Consider the following 22,508-nt stretch of genomic DNA (forward strand, 5'->3'; position numbering starts at 1 on the left):
ATGACCCCGCCGCAGAAGGACACCACTGTGAACCAGCCCGCCCGAGCGCAGGACCAGCAGAGCCGGATGGTCGAGGCCCTGCGGTCGGCCATGCTGGAGAACAAGCGACTGCAGCGCCGCAACCAGGAGCTGGAGGCGGCCGGCAGCGAGCCGATCGCGATCGTCGGGATGGCCTGCCGGCTGCCCGGTGGGGTCACCGGCCCCGACAGTCTGTGGGACCTGGTCGAGCAGGGCCGCGACGCCGTCACCGCCTTCCCCACCGACCGGGGCTGGGACCTGGACGCCCTGGCCGATGGTTCCAGCACGGGCCGGGGTGGCTTCCTGGACGGGGTCGCCGACTTCGACGCCGCGTTCTTCGGGATCTCCCCGCGCGAGGCGCTGGCGATGGACCCGCAGCAGCGGCTGCTGCTGGAGACCGCCTGGGAGGCTCTTGAGCACGCCGGGATCTCGCCCACCGCCCTGGCGGGAGAGCCGGTCGGGGTCTTCGCCGGGGCCAGCCCTTCGGGCTACGTCGAGATCGCCGACCGCGCCGACAGCGAGCTGGCCGGGCACCTGATCACCGGCGGTTCGCAGAGCGTGGTCTCCGGCCGCATCTCGTACGTGCTGGGCCTGCGCGGCCCGTCGATGACCGTGGACACGGCCTGTTCCTCCTCGCTGGTCGCCCTCCACCTGGCCGCCCAGGCGCTGCGGGCCGGTGAGTGCAGCACGGCGCTGGTCGGTGGCGTGTCGGTGATGGCCTCCGACGACGTGTTCGTGGGCTTCTCCCAGCAGGGCGGCCTGGCCCCGGACGGCCGCTGCAAGGCGTTCGCCGAGGCGGCCGACGGCACCGGCTGGGCCGAGGGTGCGGGCGTGCTGGTGGTGCAGCGCCTGTCCGAGGCGCACCGTCAGGGCCGCCGCGTCCTGGCCGTGGTGCGGGCCAGCGCGGTCAACCAGGACGGCGCGTCGAACGGCCTGACCGCGCCCAACGGCCCGGCCCAGCAGCGGGTGATCCGGGCCGCCCTGCAGGCGGCCGGGCTCCGCGGCGCCGACGTGGACGTGGTCGAAGGTCACGGCACCGGAACGATTCTCGGCGACCCGATCGAGGCGCAGGCCCTGCTGGCCACCTACGGTCGTGACCGTTCCGAGACGGACCCGCTGTGGCTGGGTTCGCTGAAGTCCAACCTCGGGCACGCCCAGGCCGCGGCCGGGGTCTCGGGTGTGATCAAGATGGTCATGGCCCTGCGCAACGGGGTCCTGCCGCGCACCCTGCACGTGGACGCGCCCTCCGCCAAGGTGGACTGGTCGCGGGGGGCGGTGCGCCTGCTCACCGAGGCCCGGTCCTGGCCGCAGGTGGATCGCCCCCGCCGGGCCGCGGTCTCGGCCTTCGGGGTCTCCGGCACCAACGCGCACGTGATCCTGGAAGCGGCCCCGGACGAGGCCCCCGCACCGGCGGCGTCCGGGCTCTCGCTGGTTCCCTGGATGGTCTCGGCCAAGTCGCCGGCCGCCCTGCGCGAGCAGGCCGCCCGGCTGCGGCAGTGGCCCGTCGAGGATGCCCAGGCCGCAGCACGCACGCTGGCCATTGGCCGGGCCGCGCTGTCCTACCGGGCCGTGGTGACCGGCGCCGACCTGAGCGAGCTGCGGGACGCCCTGCAGGCCGTGGCCTCCGGCGCCCCGGACGTCACCCGGGCCCTGGAGGCCGAGGACGGCCCGGTCTTCGTCTTCCCGGGACAAGGGGCGCAGTGGGCCGGGATGGCCCGGGAACTGCTCGGTTCCTCACCGGTCTTTGCCTCTTCGTTCGACGACTGTGCCCGCGCCCTGGCGCCGTTCGTGGACTGGCAGCTCACCGACGTCCTCAATGACGAGAGTGCCCTGGAACGAGTTGACGTGGTGCAGCCGGCCCTGTGGGCGGTGATGGTCTCGCTCGCGGCCACCTGGCGCTCGTACGGGGTCGAACCCGCCGCGGTGGTGGGGCACTCACAGGGCGAGATTGCCGCGCTGTGTGTGGCCGGCGCCCTCACCCTGGCCGACGGCGCCCGGATCGTGGCGCTGCGCAGCCGGGCCATCGCCGAGCAGTTGGCGGGAGCCGGGGCGATGGTCGCCGTCGGCCTGCCGCTGGAGCGGGCCCAGGAGCTGCTGACGGCCTGGGGCGGGCGGCTCTCGGTCGCCGTGGTCAACGCTCCCGGCTCGGTGGTCGTCGCCGGTGAGCCCTCGGCGGTGCAGGAACTGGCGGCGCAGTGCGAGAGCGACGGCGTGCGGGTGCGGATCCTGCCGGTGGACTACGCCTCCCACTCGGCGCAGGTCGACACGATCACCGAGCGGCTGCTGGAGGACCTGGCCGATGTCGCCCCCGTCCGCGCGGCCGTGCCGGTGTACTCCTCGCTCACCGGTGAGGAACTGGACACCACCACGGCCGATGCCGGGTACTGGGTGCGCAACCTGCGCGAGACGGCGCGCTTCGACCTGGCCACCCAGGCCCTGATGGACGCCGGGCACCGGCTGTTCGTCGAGGTCAGCCCGCACCCGGTGCTGGTGCAGGCGATCCAGCAGAGCGCGGACGGTCTGGAGCCGGACGATTCGGCCGCCACCGTCCCCACCCTGCACCGCGGCGACGGTGCTCTGCGGCGGATGTTTTCGGCGCTAGGTGAGTTCTGGGCCGCAGGGGGCAACGTCGACTGGGCCGGCCTGCTGGGCGAGGGGCCCCAGGCCTCGGTGCCCACCTACGCCTTCCAGCACGAGCGCTACTGGCCTTCGGCTCCGGCCGTGGCCGGGGATGTCGCGGGAGCTGGGCTGGACGCTGCGGGGCACCCCCTGCTGGGGGCACGGATGGAACTGCCCGGTGACGCCGGGCTGCTGTTCACCGGACGGCTCTCGGTGCGGACCCAGCCCTGGCTGGCCGACCACGTGGTGCGCGGATCGGTGGTCTTCCCCGGAACCGGGTTCGTGGAACTGGCGGTGCAGGCCGGGGACGCGGTCGGGTGCGGGCACCTGTCGGAACTGGTTCTGCAGGCGCCGCTGGTGCTGCCCGAGCACGGTGGCTGCCAGATCCGGGTGCACGTGAGCGGAACCGGCGCCGAGCGCCGCGACATCTCTGTCCAGGCCCGCCCGGACGGGCTCGAGGTCTGGACCGAGCACGCCGTGGGTGTCCTGGTCGCCGCCTCGCCCGCCCCGGGCCCGACGCTGACCTCCTGGCCCCCCGCAGGCACCGAAGCCGACATCTCCGGCCTGTATTCCGCGCCCGGAGACCTCGCGTACGGCCCCGCGTTCCAGGGCCTGCGCAAGGTGTGGCAGGACGCCGGCAGCGTCTGGGCCGAAGCCGAGATCGACGTCCCCTCCGAAGGGTTCGGCATCCACCCGGCGCTGCTGGACTCGGTCCTGCACGCTGCCGCCTTCCTCGGCGGCACGACGGCCTTCGAGGACGTGCGGCTGCCGTTCACCTTCAGCGGTGTGGAACTGTTCGCGACGGGTGCGGCCCGCGTCCGGGTCCGGATGGACCAGATCGCGCCGGACGAGGTCGCGGTGACCGTGACCGATGCCTCCGGGGCGGCCGTCCTGACGATCGCCTCGCTGCTCACCCGGCCGATCCCGGCCGGGAACCTGACCGCGCCCGACGACTCGGCCGCCCTCACCCTGCGCTGGCTCGACCTGCCCGATGCACCCGTCGCCACTGATGCCACGGCCGGCTCGGACTGGGTTGCGGTCGGGCCGGTCCCGGTGACCGGCGCCGCGCTGCAGCACCCCGACATCACGGCCCTGAGCGCCGCGGTCGAGGCCGGGGCACCAGTGCCGGGCCGCATCCTCCTGGCCGTCGCCCACCAGCCCGAACCCGAGAACGTCGCGGCCGCCGCCCACGCGGTCGCGGCCTGGACGCTGGAGCAGGTGCAGACCTGGCTGGGCGACGAGCGCCTCGAGCGCACCCCGCTCACGGTGGTCACCACCGCCGCGGTCGGCACCGCCGAGGACGACCCAGTCATCGACCTGCCCGCGGCCACGGTCTGGGGCCTGGTGCGCTCGGCGCAGGCCGAGAACCCGGGCCGGGTGACGCTGGTCGACCTCGAGATCGGCGCCGAGCCCGACCTGGTCGGTCTGACCCTGGCCGTGGCCACCGGCGAGCCCCAGGTCGCCGTGCGTGGCCGGGTGCTGCGCCGCCCCCGCCTGCTGAGCGCCGAACCGGTCGTGGAGCAGGCGTCCTCGGCCGGCCCGCTGGGCAGCGGCACCGTCCTGATCACCGGCGGCACCGGCGGGCTGGGCGCCCTCACCGCCCGTCACCTGGTCGCCGAGCACGGCGTGCGGCACCTGCTGCTGGTCAGCCGCCGCGGCGGCCAGGCCGAGGGCGCCGAGGCCCTGACCCGCGAACTGAGCGAGCTCGGCGCCGAGGTCACGATCGCCGCCGCCGATGTGAGCGACCGTGCGGCCCTGACGGCCCTGCTGTCCTCGATCCCGGCCGAGCACCCCCTGACCGGGGTCGTGCACACCGCCGGGGTGCTCGACGACGGGGTGATCAGCTCCCTCACCGCCGAACGTCTGGACGGGGTGCTCACCCCCAAGGTCGACGCCACCTGGCTGCTGCACGACCTCACCCGCGAGGCGGACCTTTCCCTCTTCGCGGTCTACTCCTCCCTGTCCGGTCTGCTCGGCAGCCCCGGCCAGGCCAACTACGCGGCCGGCAACGTCTTCGCCGACGCCGTGGTGCAGTGGCGCCGCCAGTTCGGGCTGCCCGCCGTGTCGATGGCGTGGGGCGCCTGGACCCCCGAGATCGGGCTGACCGGAACTCTTTCCGAGATCGACCGGCGGCGCCTGGAGAGCACCGGCATGCCTCCGCTGTCGGCCCGGCAGGGTCTGGCCCTGCTGGACCGGGCCCTGGCCGCCGACGAGCACGTGCTCGGCCTGACCCGCCTGGACCAGCCCACCCTGCGGACCCTGGGCGACCTGCCGCCGGTGCTGCGCACCCTCGTGCCGTCCCGGGCCACCCGCCGGGTGGCGGAGGAAGCCGCCGAGGGCTTCGCGGCGCGCTGGGCCCAGTTGCCCCTGGCCGAGCGCCGCCGCACCCTGACCGGCCTGGTCAGCGAGCACGTGGCCGCAGTGCTCGGACACCCGGCCGGCACCACCGTGGACACCGCCCAGGCCTTCCGCGACCTGGGGTTCGACTCCCTGACGGCCGTGGAGCTGCGCAACCGTCTGACCGGGGTGACCGGGCTGCGCCTGCCGGTGACCCTGGTCTTCGACCACCCCACGGTCACCGCGCTGGCCGCCCATCTGATGAGCCGCCTGGGCGATGCACCGGCCGTGACGACCACCGGGGCCCCCACGAAGGCCACCGTGGCCACTGACGACGACCCGATCGTCATCACCGGCATGGCCTGCCGTTTCCCCGGTGACATCGGCGGTCCCGACGCGCTGTGGCAGGTCGTGGAGCAGGGCCGCGACGTGGTCTCCGGGTTCCCCGCCGACCGTGGCTGGGACCTGGCCGCCCTGGCCCGGACGTCCGCCACCGCCAACGGCGGCTTCCTCGAGCGCGTCGGTGGTTTCGACGCCTCCTTCTTCGGTGTCTCGGCTCGCGAGGCGATCGCGATGGACCCGCAGCAGCGGCTGGTCCTCGAAACCTCATGGGAGGCACTGGAGCACGCCGGGATCGACCCGGCCACACTGGCCGGCGCCCCGGTCGGGGTGTTCGTCGGGGCCTTCGAGTCCGGCTACACGCAGGTCGCGATGGACTCGATCGACGACGTCGCCGGGCACCTGGTCACCGGCGGCTCGCAGAGCGTCCTGTCCGGCCGGGTGGCCTACGTGCTCGGCCTGCACGGGCCCGCGGTGACCGTGGACACGGCCTGCTCCTCCTCGCTGGTGGCCCTGCACTGGGCCGCGCAGGCGCTGCGTTCGGGCGAGTGCTCGATGGCCCTGGTCGGCGGGGTGACCGTGATGGCCACGCCGGACGCCTTCATCGGGTTCTCGGTGCAGGGCGGGCTGGCCGCCGACGGTCGGTGCAAGGCCTTCTCCGACGACGCAGACGGCACCGGCTGGTCCGAGGGTGCCGGAATGCTGGTGGTGCAGAGGCTTTCGGACGCCCGCCGCGAAGGTCGCCGGGTGCTGGCGGTGCTGCGTTCCAGCGCGGTCAACCAGGACGGCGCCTCCAACGGGCTGACCGCGCCGAACGGGCCGGCCCAGCAACGGGTGATCCGCGCGGCCCTGGCCGCGGCCGGGCTCGACCCGGCCGACGTGGACGTGGTCGAGGCCCACGGCACCGGCACCGTGCTGGGCGACCCGATCGAGGCCCAGGCCCTGCTGGAGACCTACGGGCAGGACCGTTCCGAGCCGCTGTACCTCGGCTCGCTGAAGTCGAACCTGGGGCACACCCAGGCCGCCGCCGGGGTCGCCGGAATCATCAAGATGGTCCAGGCGATGCGGCACGGGGTGGTCCCGCGCACCCTGCACCTGGGCACCCCCACGTCGAAGGTGGACTGGGCCGAGGGCTCGATCCGGTTGCTGGAGGAGAACACGGCCTGGCCCTCCAGCGGGCACCCGCGCCGGGCCGGGGTCTCCTCGTTCGGTGTTTCCGGCACCAATGCCCACGTGATCATCGAGGCGCCGCAGCTCGAGGAACCGGTCGGGCCGGTTGCTGCTGAGGGCCCGCTGGCGTGGGTGATCTCGGCGCGGACGCCGGAGGCGTTGCGGGGGCAGGCGGTTCGCCTGGCGGACGTGGACCAGGACCCGGCCGATGTGGCCCACACCCTCGCCACCGCCCGTGCTCGCTTCGGCCACCGCGCCGTCGTGCTCGGCCCGGGCGCCCAGGAACTTCTGGCCGGTGTGCGGGCCCTGGCCGACGGCACCCCGCGGGCCGGGCTGGTCGAGGGCCAGACCGTCAACGGCGGCGTGGCCGTGCTCTTCGGCGGTCAGGGCTCCCAGCGCCTCGGCATGGGCCGCGAGCTCCACTCCTCGTCCGAGGTCTTTGCCCGGGCTCTCGAAGAGGTGACCGCCGAACTCGACCGGCTGCTCGGACGTCCTGTGCTGGAGGTGATCTGGGGGAAGGACGCCGACCTGATCGAGCAGACCGGCTGGGCCCAGCCCGCCCTGTTCGCCATCGAGGTCGCGCTCTTCCGGATGCTCCAGACCTGGGGCATCACCCCGGACCACGTCGCCGGGCACTCCGTGGGCGAGATCGCCGCCGCCCACGCGGCCGGGGTGCTCTCGCTGGCCGACGCCTGCCGTCTGGTGGTCGCCCGTGGGCAGCTCATGCAGCAGTTGCCGGCCGGGGGTGCGATGCTCGCCGTCGAGGCCACCGAGGACGAGGTGGCACACCTGCTTACGGACGAGGTGTCGCTGGCAGCCGTCAACGCCCCCGGTTCCGTGGTGGTCTCCGGTGTCGAGGATCCGGTGCTGGCCGTGCAGGAGCACTTTGCCCGCCAGGGCCGCCGGACTCGCAGGCTCGCGGTCTCGCACGCCTTCCACTCGGTCCTGATGGAACCGGCGCTGGCCGAATTCGAGCAGGTGCTGCAGACCCTGCAGTGGCAGCCCGGCCGGATCCCGGTCGTGTCCACCCTGACCGGCACACTGATCGATCCGGCCGAGTTCGCCACTCCCGGATACTGGCTGCGTCAGGCCCGCTCGGCCGTCCGGTTCGCCGACGCCGTGACCACGCTGGAGGCCCTGGGCACCCGCACCCTGATCGAGGCCGGCGCCGACGGCACCCTCAGCGCGATGGCCCAGCAGAGCGCCTCGGACGACGTGGTCGCCGTGCCGGTGCTGCGCGGGGGCCGGGCCGGTGAAAACGTTGACGCCCTGACCGCTGCGGCCACCGCCTTCGTCCGGGGCGTCCCGATCGACTGGAGCGTTCTGCTCCCGGCGGGCCGGGTCGTCGACCTGCCCACCTACGCGTTCCAGCACGAGCACTACTGGGTCGCTCCTGCCGCCCTCGCCGGTGACGTCGTGGCCGCCGGCCTGTCGAAGGCCGAGCATCCGCTGTTGGCCGCATCGGTGCAACTGCCCGGCTCGGGCGGGATGCTGTTCACCGGCCGGATCGGCCTGGACACCCATCCCTGGCTGGCCGACCACGTCGTGCGCGAGAGCGTCCTGTTCCCCGGCGCGGGTTTCGTCGAGCTCGCGGTGCGGGCCGCCGATGCGGTCGGCGCAACGCGGGTGGCCGAACTGGTGCTCGAGGCGCCGCTGGTGCTCCCCACGGTCGGCGGCGTGCAATTGCAGGTTGCGCTCGCTCCCGTGGATTCCGCTTGGGAGGTGCAGATCCACGCCCGGGCGGACGGTTCCGAGACGTGGGTGCGGCATGCCACCGCCACGCTCGACCGCCCCATCGACGACAGCTTCGACGGCTTCGACGACTCCTGGCCGCCGGCCGGAGCGGACGCGGTCGATGCGGGGGAGATGTACGCCGAGGGCCTGGACATCGCCTACGGCCCCGCTTTCCAGGGCCTGACCCGGGTCTGGCGCCAGGGGAGCGACGTCTGGGCCGAGGCCGGCCTGCCCGATCTGGACCAGGCGGGCGGATACGGTCTGCACCCGGCGCTGCTGGACGCCGTGCTCCAGGCCTGCGCCTTCGCCGACCTCGGCTCCGACGCGGTCCGGTTGCCCTTCACCTTCACCGACGTGGTGCTGCGGGCCTCCGCGGCCGGCCACGTGCGGGCCCGGCTGCATACCCACGGCGACCAGGTCTCGATCACCGTGACCGACCCGGCCGGTGCGCCGGTGCTGAGCATCGGCGCCCTGACCCTGCTGCCCCTGCCCGACGGGGAAATGGCCCAGGCGGCCGACGATTCCGTGGTGCTGCAGCTGGAATGGCAGGATGCCGACACTACGGGAGGGACGGCCGCATCCTTCCTCGAGGCTGATGGCGGGCTCGCCGGCCAACCGCACCTCGCGGGTGCCACCGACGTCCTGCTGCGCGTCCCGGCTCCGGAGGCCGGGCAGGACCCGGTCGAGCGGACCCACCGGATCACCACCTGGATGCTCGAGCAGCTGCAGACCTGGCTGAGCGACGAACGTCTCGCCGCCGCCCGGCTCACCGTCGTCACCAGTGGCGCCGTCGCCGCAGGCGGGACGACGCCGATCGACCCGGCGGCCGCCGCCGTGCAGGGGCTCATCCGCTCCGCGCAGACCGAGAACCCGGGCCGGATCGGCCTGATCGATTCGGACTCGGACGGGGCTTCTCTCGGGCTGGCGGTGGGTCTGGCCCACGATCAGCTCGCTGTTCGGGACGGTCGCATCCTGGCGCCCCAGCTGATCCGGAGCCTCAGCGAAAGTGGAACCGCTCCCGTCATCACCGGCCGCATCCTGATCACCGGCGCCACCGGGGGCCTGGGGGCCGAGGTCGCCCGGCACCTGGCCGCCACCCACCCCGGCCTGGAACTGCTCCTGCTCAGCCGCAGCGGGCACCAGGCCGAGACGGCGGCCGGCCTGCTCGCCGACCTGGCCGAGCTGGGTGCCTCGGTGGTGCTGGAAGCCTGCGACGTCACCGACCCGGCCGCCCTGGCCGCGGTTCTTCGCAAGCACCCGGTCACCGGTGTGGTGCACACGGCCGGGGTGGTCGACGACGCCACCCTGACCTCGCTCACGCCGCAGCAGCTGAGCGCCGTGCTGCGGCCCAAGGTCGACGCCGCCTGGCACCTGCACCAGCTGCTGCCCGACGCCGAGCTGTTCGTGCTCTTCTCCTCCCTCGCCGGGGTGCTGGGCGGCGCTGGCCAGGCCAACTACGCGGCCGCCAACGCCTTCACCGACGCCCTGATCCAGCTGCGCCGGCAGGCCGGCCGCAGCGGTATCGCCCTGGCCTGGGGCCCGTGGACCCACCAGGCCGGTCTGACCCGGGCGCTGTCCGCGCACGACCGCCGGCGCCTGGAGGAGTCCGGGCTGCCGCCGCTGAGCGTCGAACAGGGCCTGGCCCTGTTCGACCGGGCCCTGAGCAGCCAGGCTGATGTGCTCGCCGTGACCCGCCTGGCGCCCCCGGCGCTCCGTGCCCAAGGCGACGTGCCCGCCCTGTTCAGCACCCTCGTCCCTCATCTGCCCGTCCGCCCGAACGCCGGTCCGGCCCGGCCCGAGGGACTGGCCGCGACCTGGCAGAGCCTGGCCGAGAACGAGCGCGAGGAGTTCCTGCACACCCAGGTGCGCGCCCACGTGGGCGCGGTCCTGGCCCATCCGGACCCGGCCCGCATCGATGTCCGGCAGGCGTTCCGCGACCTGGGCTTCGACTCGCTCACCGCCGTGGAACTGCGCAACCGGGTGGCTGCTGCGACCGGGCTGCGCCTGCCCGCCACCCTGGTCTTCGACCATCCTTCGGTCGCCGCCCTCGCCGGCTTCCTGAGTGGTGAGCTCGGTGGCTCCCGACCCTCAGCGCCGGAACCGGCGGCCGCGACCACCGACGTCGACGACCCGATCGTGGTGGTCGGGATGGCCTGCCGTTTCCCCGGTGGGGTGAACGGCCCGGACGAGCTGTGGCGGCTGGTCGCCGATGGCCGCGACGCGATCTCCGCCTTCCCCACCGACCGCGGCTGGGACCTCGAGGAGCTCTTCGGGGACGGGACCGGCGCCTCGGTCACCGCCGAGGGCGGATTCCTCGACGGGGTGGCCGACTTCGACGCGTCCTTCTTCGGGATCTCGCCCCGTGAGGCGATCACCATGGATCCCCAGCAGCGCCTGCTGCTGGAGACGTCCTGGGAGGCTCTGGAGCACGCCGGGATCGACCCGAGCGGGCTGTCCGGCGCACCGGTGGGCGTTTTCGTCGGAGTGTTCTCCTCCGGCTACGCGGAGATGGCCGGGCGGGCCGCGCCGGAGCTGTCCGGGCACCTGATGACCGGTGGTTCGCAGAGCGTCGCCTCCGGCCGGATCGCGTACGTGCTCGGGCTGCAGGGGCCCACCATGACGATCGACACCGCCTGCTCCTCCTCTCTGGTCGCCGTGCACCTGGCCGCGCAGGCGCTGCGGGCCGGGGAGTGCTCGGCGGCCCTGGTCGGCGGGGCCACGGTGATGGCGGCCCCGGACACCTTCATCGGTTTCACCCAGCAGGGCGGCCTGGCCCCGGACGGGCGCTGCCGGGCCTTCGCCGACGGCGCCGACGGCACCGGCTGGTCCGAGGGAGCGGGCATGCTCGTACTGCAGCGACAGTCCGAGGCGCTCCGGCAGAACCACCGCGTTCTGGCCGTGATCCGTTCCAGCGCAGTGAACTCCGACGGTGCCAGCAACGGTCTGACCGCACCCAACGGTCCCTCCCAGCAGCGCGTCATCCGGCAGGCCCTGGCCGCGGCCGGGCTGCGCCCCGACGAGGTGGACGCGGTCGAGGCGCACGGCACGGGCACCGCCCTGGGCGACCCGATCGAGGCTCAGGCCCTGATCGCGACCTACGGTCAGGACCGCCGGCAGCCGCTGCTGCTGGGCTCGCTGAAGTCGAACGTGGGCCACACCCAGGCCGCGGCCGGCGCCGGCGGGCTGATCAAGATGATCATGGCCCTCCAGCACGGGATGCTGCCCCGGACCCTGCACGCCGCTCAGCCCTCGACCCGGATCGACTGGCAGGCCGGGCAGGTGCGCCTGCTGAGCGAGAACACGCCGTGGCCGCAGACCGGCCGCCCGCGCCGGGCCGGGGTCTCGGCCTTCGGAGTCTCGGGCACCAACGCGCACGTCATCCTGGAGGAACCGGCCCCATCCTCAGCCGCTTCGGGAAGTGCGCAGTCTCCCGCGATCACGCCGTGGGTGCTCTCGGGCCGCACGCCGGACGTGGTGCGCGCCCAGGCCGGGCGCCTGCTCAGCCACGTGCGTTCCGGTACGGTCGGCCCGGCCGACATCGCCTTCTCACTGGTCACCACCCGCGCCCGGTTCGACCACCGGGCGGTGGTCACCGGCGCCGACCGCACCGAGCTGATCACGGCCCTGGCCGCCCTGGCCGCCGGTGAGCCCTCGCCCCAGGTCGTCACCGGCACGGTGGCCGACACCTCCGGCCCGGTCTGGGTGTTCCCCGGCCAGGGCGCACAGTGGGCCGGGATGGCCCACGAAATCCTGGCCACCTCGCCGGTCTTCGCGGAGGCGATGCAGGAGTGCGGCGCCGCGCTGGCCCCGTACGTGGACTGGCAGCTGGCCGATGTCCTGAACGACGAACAGGCCCTGGAACGGGTGGACGTGGTGCAGCCCGCCCTCTGGGCGGTGATGGTCTCCTTGGCGGCGATCTGGCGTTCGCACGGCGTGGAACCGGCTGCGGTGATCGGGCATTCACAGGGCGAGATCGCGGCCCTGTGCGTGGCCGGCGGGCTGAGCCTGCCCGACGGGGCGCGGATCGTGGCCCTGCGCAGCCGTGCCATCGCCGAGACGCTCGCCGGGGCCGGCGGCATGGTCGCCCTTCCACTGTCCGAGATCGCAGCCGGCGAGCTCGTGGCCCGCTGGGAAGGGCGTCTGGAAATAGCGGCCGTCAACGGACCCTCCTCCGTGGTGGTCTCCGGTGACGCCGCGGTGATCCCGGAACTGGTCGCGGCCTGCGAGAAGGCACAGGTCCGGGCGCGCACCGTCCCGGTGGACTACGCCTCGCACTCCGCGCACGTCGAGCGCCTGCAGGAGCGGCTGCTGGCCGACCTCGCGCCGATCCGGCCGCAAGCCTCTACGGTGGCCGTCTACTCCTCGGTGACCGGCGAGCTGTTCGACAGCGAGAGCGCCGATGCCGCCTACTGGTTCGCGAACCTGCGGCGCAGCGTCCAGTTCCAGGACGCGGTGAGCACGGCGGTCGCGGCCGGGCGGCGCACGTTCCTGGAGATCAGCCCGCACCCGGTCCTCGTCACCGGGATCCAGGAGACCTTGGAGACGCTCGGGGCCACCGGGACGGTGAGCGGGACCCTGCGTCGGGGGGAGGGCGGCGCGCGACGACTGACCGCCTCCCTGGCCGAGGCCTTCGTGGCCGGGGTCCGGGTGGACTGGTCCGGGCTGTTCCCGGGCGCCCAGGTCACGCAGCTGCCCACCTACGCGTTCGCCCACGAACGGTTCTGGATCGACACCACCGGTGCGCGCCCGGACCTGCGCGCAGCCGGCCTGAAGGGGGCCGACCACCCCATTCTGGTTGCCGTCACCGACCTTCCGGAGACCAGGGGCATGCTGCTGTCCGGCAGCCTCTCGGTGCCGGCGCAGCCCTGGCTGGCCGATCACCGGCTGGGCGAGCAGATCGTCTTCCCCGGCACCGGGTTCGCCGAGCTGGCCCTGCGGGCCGGGGAAGCGGTGGGCTGTCACCGGATCACCGAACTGGTGCTGCACACGCCCCTGCTGCTGCCCGAACGCGACAGCGTCCGGATCCAGGTGGCCCTGACCCCCGACGAGGCCGGCGCCTGGCAGATCGCCGTCCACGCGGCTACCGCGGACGGCGCCTGGACCCGCCATGCCAGTGGCGGACTCGGCGTGGCCGAAGAACCGCCGACCTTCACCTGGGCAACGGCCGACGCAGTGGAGACCGACCTCAGCGGGCAGTACGCGGGCGGCTCGGACATCGTCTACGGCCCGGCCTTCCAGGGCCTGAAGCGGGCCTGGACGGCGAACGGTCAGGTCTGGGCCGAGGCCGAACTACCCACCGAGCCGGAGGGCTTCGGTGTGCACCCGGCCCTGTTCGACGCCGTGCTGCAGGCCGCGGGCCTGGCCGGGCTGGACGAGGCCGGCACCCAGCTGCCGTTCCTGCTCACCGACGTGACGCTCTGGGCCACCGGCGCCACCCAGGTACGCGCCCACCTGCGGCGCACCGGGCCGGACCAGGTCGAGATCTCCGTGGCCGACACGGACGGCGGCGCCGTTCTGCGGGCGGGGAAGCTGAAGGTCCGCCCCGTCGACGTCGCGGCGCTGACGGCCACACAACCGGCCGACGACTCGGCGGTGCTGCGGCCGCACTGGGTCGAGGTGAGCCGGCCGGTGAGCATCCCCCCGGTCACCTGGACCGTGACGGACGCCCTCACTCCGCAGACCCTCGGCGCGATCGCCCTCGTCGTCCCGGCCAGCCCGGCCGACGCTCCGGCCGAGCGCGTTCACGAGGTCATCGGGTGGCTGCTGGAGAACCTGCAGACCGCCCTGCGCTCGGGCCTGGACCGGCTCGCCGTGATCACCCGGGGAGCCGTCGCCACCAGCTCGCAGGAGCCCCCGCGCGACCTGGCCGCAGCCGCGGCCTGGGGCCTGGCCCGCTCGGCGCAGTCGGAGAACCCGGACCGGATCACCCTGATCGACCTCGAGGCCGGCACTCCGGTCACCGACCTGCTGGTGGCCGAGGCGGCAGCCGCCGGAGAGCCGCAGATCGCCTGGCGCGGTGGGCGGCTGCTGGCCCCGCGACTGGCCCGCAGCGGCGACGTCGCCCGGCTGATCCCGCCGGCCGGCCGGTTCTGGCACCTGGACACCACCCAGCCCGGCACCCTGGACGCACTCACCTTCACCACCCGGCCCGAACTGGCCGCCCCGCCCGCCCCCGGACAGGTGCGCATCAGCGTCCAGGCCGCCGGGCTGAACTTCCGCGACGTACTCAACGCCCTGGGCATGTACCCGGGCGAGGCCGGGCCGCTGGGCAGCGAGGCCGCCGGGATCGTCACCGCCGTCGGGGCCGGGGTCAGCGGGTTCCAGGTGGGCGACGAGGTGATGGGCATCGTCCCGGCCGCCTTCGGGCCCTTCGCCGACACCGACCACCGCTGGATCACCCGGATGCCCGAAGGCTGGTCGTTCACCGAGGCGGCCGGTGTGCCGATCGTCTACCTCACCGCCTACCACGCCCTGGTCGACCTGGCCGGGGTCCTGAGCGGCGAACGGCTGCTGGTGCACGCCGGCACCGGCGGGGTCGGGACCGCGGCGATCCAGCTGGCCCGGCACTTCGGCCTGGAGGTGTTCGCCACCGCCAGCACCGCCAAGCAGCAGACCCTGCGCGAGCTGGGCCTGGACGAGGCGCACATCGGCGACTCGCGCACCCTGGACTTCGAGGCCCGCTTCCTCACCGCCACCGCCGGTCAGGGCGTCGACGTGGTGCTCAACTCCCTGGCCGGTGACTTCGTCGACGCCTCGCTGCGGGTGCTGGCCGAGCGCGGCCGGTTCATCGAGATGGGCAAGACCGACATCCGCTCGCCCTACGACGTGCTGGGCGCCCACCCGGGCGTGGGCTACCAGGCGTTCGACCTGATCGACGCCGGCCCGGAGCGGATCAGCCAGATGCTGGGCGAACTCCTGGCCCTGTTCGAGGCCGGCCGGATCACCCCGGTCCCGGTCAGCGCGCACGACCTGCGCTCAGCCGGCGCGGTGTTCCGCTCGATGAGCCAGGCCCGGCACGTGGGCAAGCTCGTCTTCACCATCCCACCCGCCCTGGACGGGCAGGACCTGGCCGCCGGCACTGTGCTGATCACCGGGGGTACCGGGGGCCTGGGCGGCATCACCGCCCGGCATCTGGTCAGCGCCCACGCAGCCACTGACCTGCTGCTGGTCAGCCGGCGCGGAGCACAGGCCGAGGGGGCGGCCGAACTGGCCGCCGAACTACGGGCACTGGGCGCACGGGTGCGCATCGAGGCCGCAGACGTCTCCGACCGGGACGCGGCCGCCGCCCTGCTGGCCTCTGTGCCGGCCGAGCGTCCCCTGCGCGGGATCATCCACACCGCAGGGGTTCTCGACGACGGCCTGATCGAGAACCTGACCCCGCAGAAGCTCGACCGGGTCCTGGCGCCCAAGGTCGACGCCCTGCTGAACCTGCACGACCTGACCCGCGGGGCCGACCTGGCCTTCTTCGTCGTGTACTCCTCCCTGGCCGGGACCACCGGCAACCCCGGGCAGGGCAACTACGCCGCAGGCAACCTGTTCGCCGACACCCTGATGCAGTGGCGCCGCTCGCAGGGTCTGACCGGCACCTCCATGGCCTGGGGCGGCTGGACCAGCGAGGCCGGGTTGACCGCCACGCTCTCGCAGGCCGACCTGCAGCGGGTGACCGAGTCCGGCCTGCCGCCCCTGGGCGCCCGCCAGGGCATGGAACTGTTCGACCTGGCGCTGCGCTCGGGCCAGGCCACGCTCGGGCTCACCCGGATCGATCCGGCCGTGCTGCGCGCCGCCGACCTGCCGCCGATGATGCGGCCCCTGGTCCGCCTCGAGAGCGCCTCCCGCCCGATCGCCTCCGTGCAGAAGCGACCGGAAACGAACAGCTTTGCCGATAAGTGGGCGGCCGTCGCGGCCCCCGAACGCCCGGCCTTCCTGCACAACCTGCTGCGCGCCCACGCTGCGGCCGTGCTCGGGCACTCCTCACCGGAGCGCATCGACGTGCGCCAGGCCTTCCGCGAGCTGGGTTTCGACTCCCTGACCGCGGTCGAGCTGCGTAACCGCATCGCCGCCCTGACCGGGCTCCGGCTGCCGGCCACGCTGGTGTTCGACTACCCGGCCATCGACGTGCTCGCCGAACACCTCACCGGGCTGCTGGGCGGTGCCGGGACAAGTCCGGTCGTGCCCGTACCGGCGCCGGCCACCGAATCCGACGACGACCCGATCGTGATCGTCGGGATGGCCTGCCGTTTCCCCGGCGGCATCGACACCCCCGAGGGCCTGTGGCAGCTGCTGGCCGAGGGCCGCGATGCGGTCTCGCCGTTCCCCACCGACCGCGGCTGGGACCGGGAGCGTTTCACCTCGGTCGCCGATGAGGGCGGCTTCCTCGAGGACGTCGCCGGCTTCGACGCCGCCTTCTTCGGGATCTCCCCGCGCGAGGCGCTGGCGATGGACCCGCAGCAGCGTCTGCTGCTGGAGATGTCGTGGGAGGCGGCCGAGAACGCCGGGATCGACCCGGCCACGCTGGCCGGCACCGACACCGGCGTGTTCGTGGGCGCGTTCAACTCCGCCTACGGGGACGTGGCCGGGGCACTGGGCGACGAGGTCGTCGGGCACCTGATGACCGGGGCCTCGCAGAGCGTCGCCAGCGGCCGGGTCGCCTACGTGATGGGTCTGCAGGGCCCGGCGGTGACGGTGGACACCGCCTGTTCCTCCTCGCTGGTCGCCCTGCACCTGGCGGCCGCCGCGATCCGCCGGGGTGAGTGCTCGGCGGCGCTGGTCGGTGGGGTCACCGTGATGGCCACCCCGGGCACCTTCGCCGGGTTCACCGCCCAGGGCGGGATGGCCACCGACGGCCGCTGCAAGGCCTTCTCCGACTCCGCGGACGGGGCCGGCTGGGCCGAGGGCGGCGGCATGCTCGTCGTGCAGCGCCTTTCGCAGGCCCGCCGGGAGAACCGCCCGGTGCTGGCCGTGATCCGCTCCAGTGCGATGAACTCCGACGGCGCCTCGAACGGGCTGACCGCGCCGAACGGGCCCTCGCAGCAGCGGGTGATCCGCGCCGCCCTGGCCCAGGGCGGGCTCACCCCGGCCGACGTGGACGTGGTCGAGGCGCACGGCACCGGAACGGTTCTCGGTGACCCGATCGAGGCCCAGGCCGTTCTCGCGACCTACGGCCAGGACCGGACCGCCCCGCTGTACCTGGGCTCGCTGAAGTCCAACCTCGGGCACACCCAGGCCGCGGCCGGGGTGGCCGGAGTGATCAAGATGGTGCTGGCGATGCGCCACGGCCGGCTGCCCCGGACCCTGCACGTGGACCAGCCCTCCTCGAAGGTGGACTGGTCGGCCGGGTCGGTGCAGTTGCTGACCGAGGACCAGGCCTGGACCGAAGGCCCCCGCCGGGCGGGCATCTCCAGCTTCGGCTTCTCCGGCACGAACGCCCACCTGATCCTGGAGGCACCCGGAGCCGGCCCTGCGGTCTCCGCCCAGGAGCCCGCTCTCGCGGCGCCGGCCGTGTGGTCCCTCTCCGCCAAGTCCGATGCGGCATTGCGGGGCCAGGCGGCCCGGCTGCTCGAAATGATGGACGGGCGGACGCGCCTCGATCTGCGGGCGGTGGGTCATGCGCTGGTCACCTCGCGCACGAGGTTCGACCGGCGTGCCGTGGTCATCGGCGACGACGTGGGGGAGCTGGCCACCGGGCTCACCGCCCTGGCTTCTGGCGAACCGGCCGTGAACGTGGTGGTGGGTGCAGCGAAGTCCGCCGGCGAAGTGGTGTTCGTCTTCCCGGGCCAGGGTGGCCAGTGGGCCGGAATGGCGGTCGATCTACTCGCTGAGTCCACGGTCTTCGCCGAGCGGATGGAGGCGTGCCAGGAGGCGCTGGCGCCGTTCGTGGACTGGCGTCTGGCGGATGTTCTGGGGGATGAGCGCGCGCTGGAGCGGGTGGAGGTCGTTCAGCCCGCGTTGTGGGCGGTGATGGTTTCCCTGGCCGGGGTGTGGCGGTCACTGGGCGTCGAACCCTCCGCGGTGGTGGGGCATTCGCAGGGTGAGATCGCGGCGTTGTGTGTGGCGGGCGGTCTGAGCCTGGAGGACGGGGCTCGGGTGGTGGCCCTGCGCAGCCGGGCCATCGCTGAGGAGCTGGCCGGGCGCGGGGGCATGGCAGCGATAGCTGTCTCCGGGGAACAGGCTTCGGCCCTGATCGAGGGAACGGGCCTGTCCGTGGCCGCGGTCAACGGCCCGCAGGCCGTCGTGGTCTCCGGCGACGCCGTCGCGATCGAGGCCCTGGCCGCCCGGTGCGAGAGCGAGGGCGTGCGGGTGCGCGTCCTGCCGGTCGACTACGCCTCCCACTCGGAGCAGGTCGAGGCCATCCGCGAGCGACTGATGCGCGACCTTGCCGACATCGAACCGGAAACGTCCGCCACCGACGTCCATTCGTCGGTCACCGGTGACCTGATGGACACCGCAACCGCCGACGCCACCTACTGGGTGCGCAACCTGCGCGAGCCCGTCCGCTTCGCCGAGACCACCAGCAACCTGATCTCCGCCGGACGCCGGGTGTTCCTGGAGATCAGCCCGCACCCGGTGCTGACCCTCGCGGTCGAGGAGCAGCTGGAGAGCGCGGAGGTCGACGGTGCGGCCGTGGGGACACTGCGGCGCCAGCAGGGGGGAATCCGGCAGCTGGTCACGGCCATGGCCGGGCTGCACGCGGCCGGAGTGACGGTGAACTGGGAACCGGTGACGGGGGTTCCGGCCACCCGCACCGTCCTGCCCACCTACGCCTTCACCCGGCAGCGCTACTGGCCCGACGACCTGTCGCTGACGGCCGACGTGAGCGGCGCCGGACTCGACGAGGCCGGGCACCCGCTGCTCACCGCCATCACCACCATCTCGGCCAGCGGCGAGGTCCTGCTCACCGGACGCCTGTCCGTGCGGACCCAGCCGTGGCTGCGCGATCACCAGGTCCGAGGCCAGATCTACTTCCCCGCAGCAGGATTCACCGAGCTGGCGGTTCGGGCCGGAGACGCGGTGGGGTGCGCGAGCATCGCCGAACTGGTTCTGGCTGCCCCGCTGGTGCTCTCGCCGGATCAGGCACACCGCATCCAGGTGCTCCTGCGTGAGGACGGCCAGGCGTGGACGCTGAGCATCAGCTCCCGTCCCGACGGGACCACGATTTGGACCGAGCACGCCAGCGGACGCCTGGTGGTCCAGCCGATTCAGGCCCCCGACCAGGACACCCGGCCCCCGGCCGGGCTGGAGCCGTCGGACCCGGGCGAGATCTATCGCCCCGACGCCGATGTCCGCTACGGACCGGCCTTCCAGGGGCTGCAGAAGGTGTGGAAGCAGGGCGAGCAGGTCTGGGGTGAGGTGATGCTGCCGGACGGGCAACGCCCCGACGGGTACGGCATCCACCCGGTGCTGTTGGACGCCGTCCTGCAGACAGCGATGTTCCTGGACTGGGACGGTACGGGCCCGGCCCGTCTGCCGTTCCTGCTCGGGGAGGCCGGCCTGTTCGCCTCGGGGGCCGCTCGCGTGCGGGTGCTCACCACCCGGACCGCTCCGGACGAAGTGAGTGTCCTGGTCACCGACGAGGCCCAGAACGCGGTCCTGTCGATCGGGCGGCTCGCACTGAGGCCGCTGCCGGAAACGGCTGCGGCGACCGACGACCACGACCTTGCCGTCCTGGTGCCGCAGTGGGTCGAGGTGGCGACCCCGGCCGGATCGGCTCACGTCGCCGACCTGGCCTGGGTCCGGCCGGGAGATTCGCGGCCCGACGAGGGTTGCGCAGTCCTGGCCCTGGACGTGCCCCACTGTCCGGGTACGCCGGTGGTCGAGGCCACGCACGAGATCAGCGCCTGGGTGCTGGCGGAGCTGCAGACCTGGCTGGACCAGCCCGGCCCGCCGGATGCGCGCCTGGTCGTGGTCACCCGCGGCGCGGTCAGTGCCGTCCCGGACGAGCCGATCACCGATCTGCCGGCCGCTGCCGTGCACGGTCTGGTCGCCTCGGCCCAGTCGGAGAACCCCGGCCGGATCGTCCTTCTCGACCTGGACGCGGATGCCGAGCCCACCACCGACACGATCTCCGCTGCCCTGGTCACCGGTGAGCCGAGGCTGGCGGTGCGCGGGACGACCCTGCGCGCGCTGCGCCTGAACCAGCAGTCTCAGCAGGCTGGTTCGGTCCGGATCAAGGACACGGTGCTGGTCACCGGGGGCACCGGTGGTCTGGGCGCCGAGGTGGCCCGGCATCTGGCCCGCGAGCACGGCGTGCGCGACCTGCTCCTGATCAGCAGGCAGGGCCCGGCCGCCCCGGGCAGCGCCGGACTGGTGCACGACCTGGCCGGGCTCGGCGCCCGGGCCGAGGTCGTGGTGTGCGACGTCACCGACCGGGCGGCCCTGGCCGCCCTGATCGATGCCCACCGGATCGGTGGGGTGGTGCACACTGCCGGCGTCCTGGACGACGGTGTGATCGGCTCCCTGGACGCCGGCCGGCTCGATCGTGTGCTCGCGCCCAAGGCCGACGCCGCCTGGCACCTGCACGAGCTCACCCAGGGTCTGGATCTGAGTCTGTTCGTGCTGTTCTCGTCGCTGGCCGGTCTGCTGGGCAATGCGGGGCAGGGCAACTATGCCGCCGCCAACGTCTTCGCCGACGCCCTGGCGCAGCATCGCCGTGACCGCGGACTGCCGGGAGTCTCGCTGGCGTGGGGGGCCTGGCAGTCCACCACCGGCCTGACGGGTCAGCTCTCGGCGGCCGGCCGCCGCCGGATCGCCAGCACCGGCCTGCCGGCCCTGAGTACCCGCCAGGGGCTGCGCCTTTTCGACCAGGCGGTGGCCGGGGATCAGCCGGTGGTGGGCCTGACCCGGCTGGACGCGGGCGCCCTGCAGGCCCAGGAGAACGTTCCCGTGCCGTTACGAGACCTGGTCCCGGCCGTGGTGCGGCGCCCCGCCGTGGGCGCCGGGGGCGAGGGTTTCCCCGGACGCTGGGCAGCCCTGGCCGAAGCCGAACGCGGCCGTTTCCTGAACGATCTGGTGCGTCGCCAGGTCGCCGCCGCCCTGGGACATGCAGACCCCGGCCTGGTCGCGATCGACCAGTCGTTCCGGGACCTGGGTCTGGACTCCCTCACCGCGGTGGACCTGCGCAACCGCCTCACCGCGGCCACCGGTCTGCGGCTGCCCGCCACGCTCGTGTTCGACCACCCGACCGTCATCGAGGTCAGCCGGCACCTGGCCGGGCTGCTCGGCGCCCCACAGACGCCGTCACAGTCGCAGTCGCCGTCGCAGCTGCCGGCCCAGTCGGCTCCCGCCGCCGACGACCCGATCGTGATCGTGGGCATGGCCTGCCGCCTGCCCGGCGGTGTCCGGAACCCCGACGATCTGTGGACGCTGGTGTCGTCGGGAACCGATGCGGTGCAGCCGTTCCCGGCTGACCGCGGCTGGGACCTGGCCGAGCTGCGCGAGGGTGCCTCGGCCACCACCTCGGGGGGGTTCCTGGACGGGGTGGGCGACTTCGACGCCGACTTCTTCGGGATCTCCCCGCGTGAGGCCCTGGCCTCGGACCCGCAGCAGCGGCTGCTGCTGGAGACCTCCTGGGAGGCGCTGGAGAACGCCGGCATCGACCCCAGCACCCTGCACGGCAGCCCGGTCGGGGTGTTCGTCGGCGCCATGCCCTCCGGCTACCACGACCTGGCCCTGGCCTCCGACCCGGCGCTGGGCGACCACATGGCCACCGGAGGCTCGCTCGGTGTCGTCTCCGGCCGGATCGCCTACGTCCTGGGTGTGCAGGGTCCGGCTGTCACGGTGGACACCGCCTGCTCCTCGTCACTGGTGGCCCTGCACTGGGCCGCGGCCGCGCTGCGCACCGGCGAGTGCACCACCGCCCTGGTCGGCGGGGTGTCGGTGCTGCCCTCGGCCGACAACTTCATCGGTTTCTCCCGTCACGGCGGCCTGGCCGCCGACGGGCGCTGCAAGGCCTTCGCCGAGGCTGCGGACGGCACCGGCTGGTCCGAGGGCGTCGGGGTACTGGCCGTACAGCGGCTCTCCGAGGCTCGCCGCCAGGGCCGCCGCGTGCTGGCCGTGGTCCGGGGCAGCGCGGTCAACTCCGACGGCGCCTCGAACGGGCTGACCGCCCCCAACGGTCCCTCCCAACAGCGAGTCATCCGGAACGCGCTGGCCGCGGCCGGGCTCAGCCCGGCCGACGTCGACGCGGTCGAGGGCCACGGCACCGCCACCGTCCTGGGTGACCCGATCGAGGCTCAGGCCATCATCGCCACCTACGGCCAGGACCGGCCCGCCGAGCGCCCGCTGCGGCTGGGCTC

1 protein-coding gene (cut by a window edge) is annotated in these 22,508 nt (G+C 73.7%); it reads left to right on the plus strand.

Going from position 1 to position 22,508, the window contains the following annotated elements; genetic code table 11:
- Window positions 1–22,508: the 5' portion of a type I polyketide synthase gene (locus QSK18_RS16580; protein ID WP_285620119.1), read on the plus strand. The gene runs 5,257 nt beyond the window's last position; 22,508 of the gene's 27,765 nt are visible here — the first part of the coding sequence; its start codon is at window positions 1–3; the stop codon falls past the right edge of the window.

The sequence above is a fragment of the Kineosporia sp. NBRC 101677 genome (assembly GCF_030269265.1).
GTDB classification, from domain to species: Bacteria; Actinomycetota; Actinomycetes; order Actinomycetales; family Kineosporiaceae; genus Kineosporia; species Kineosporia rhizophila.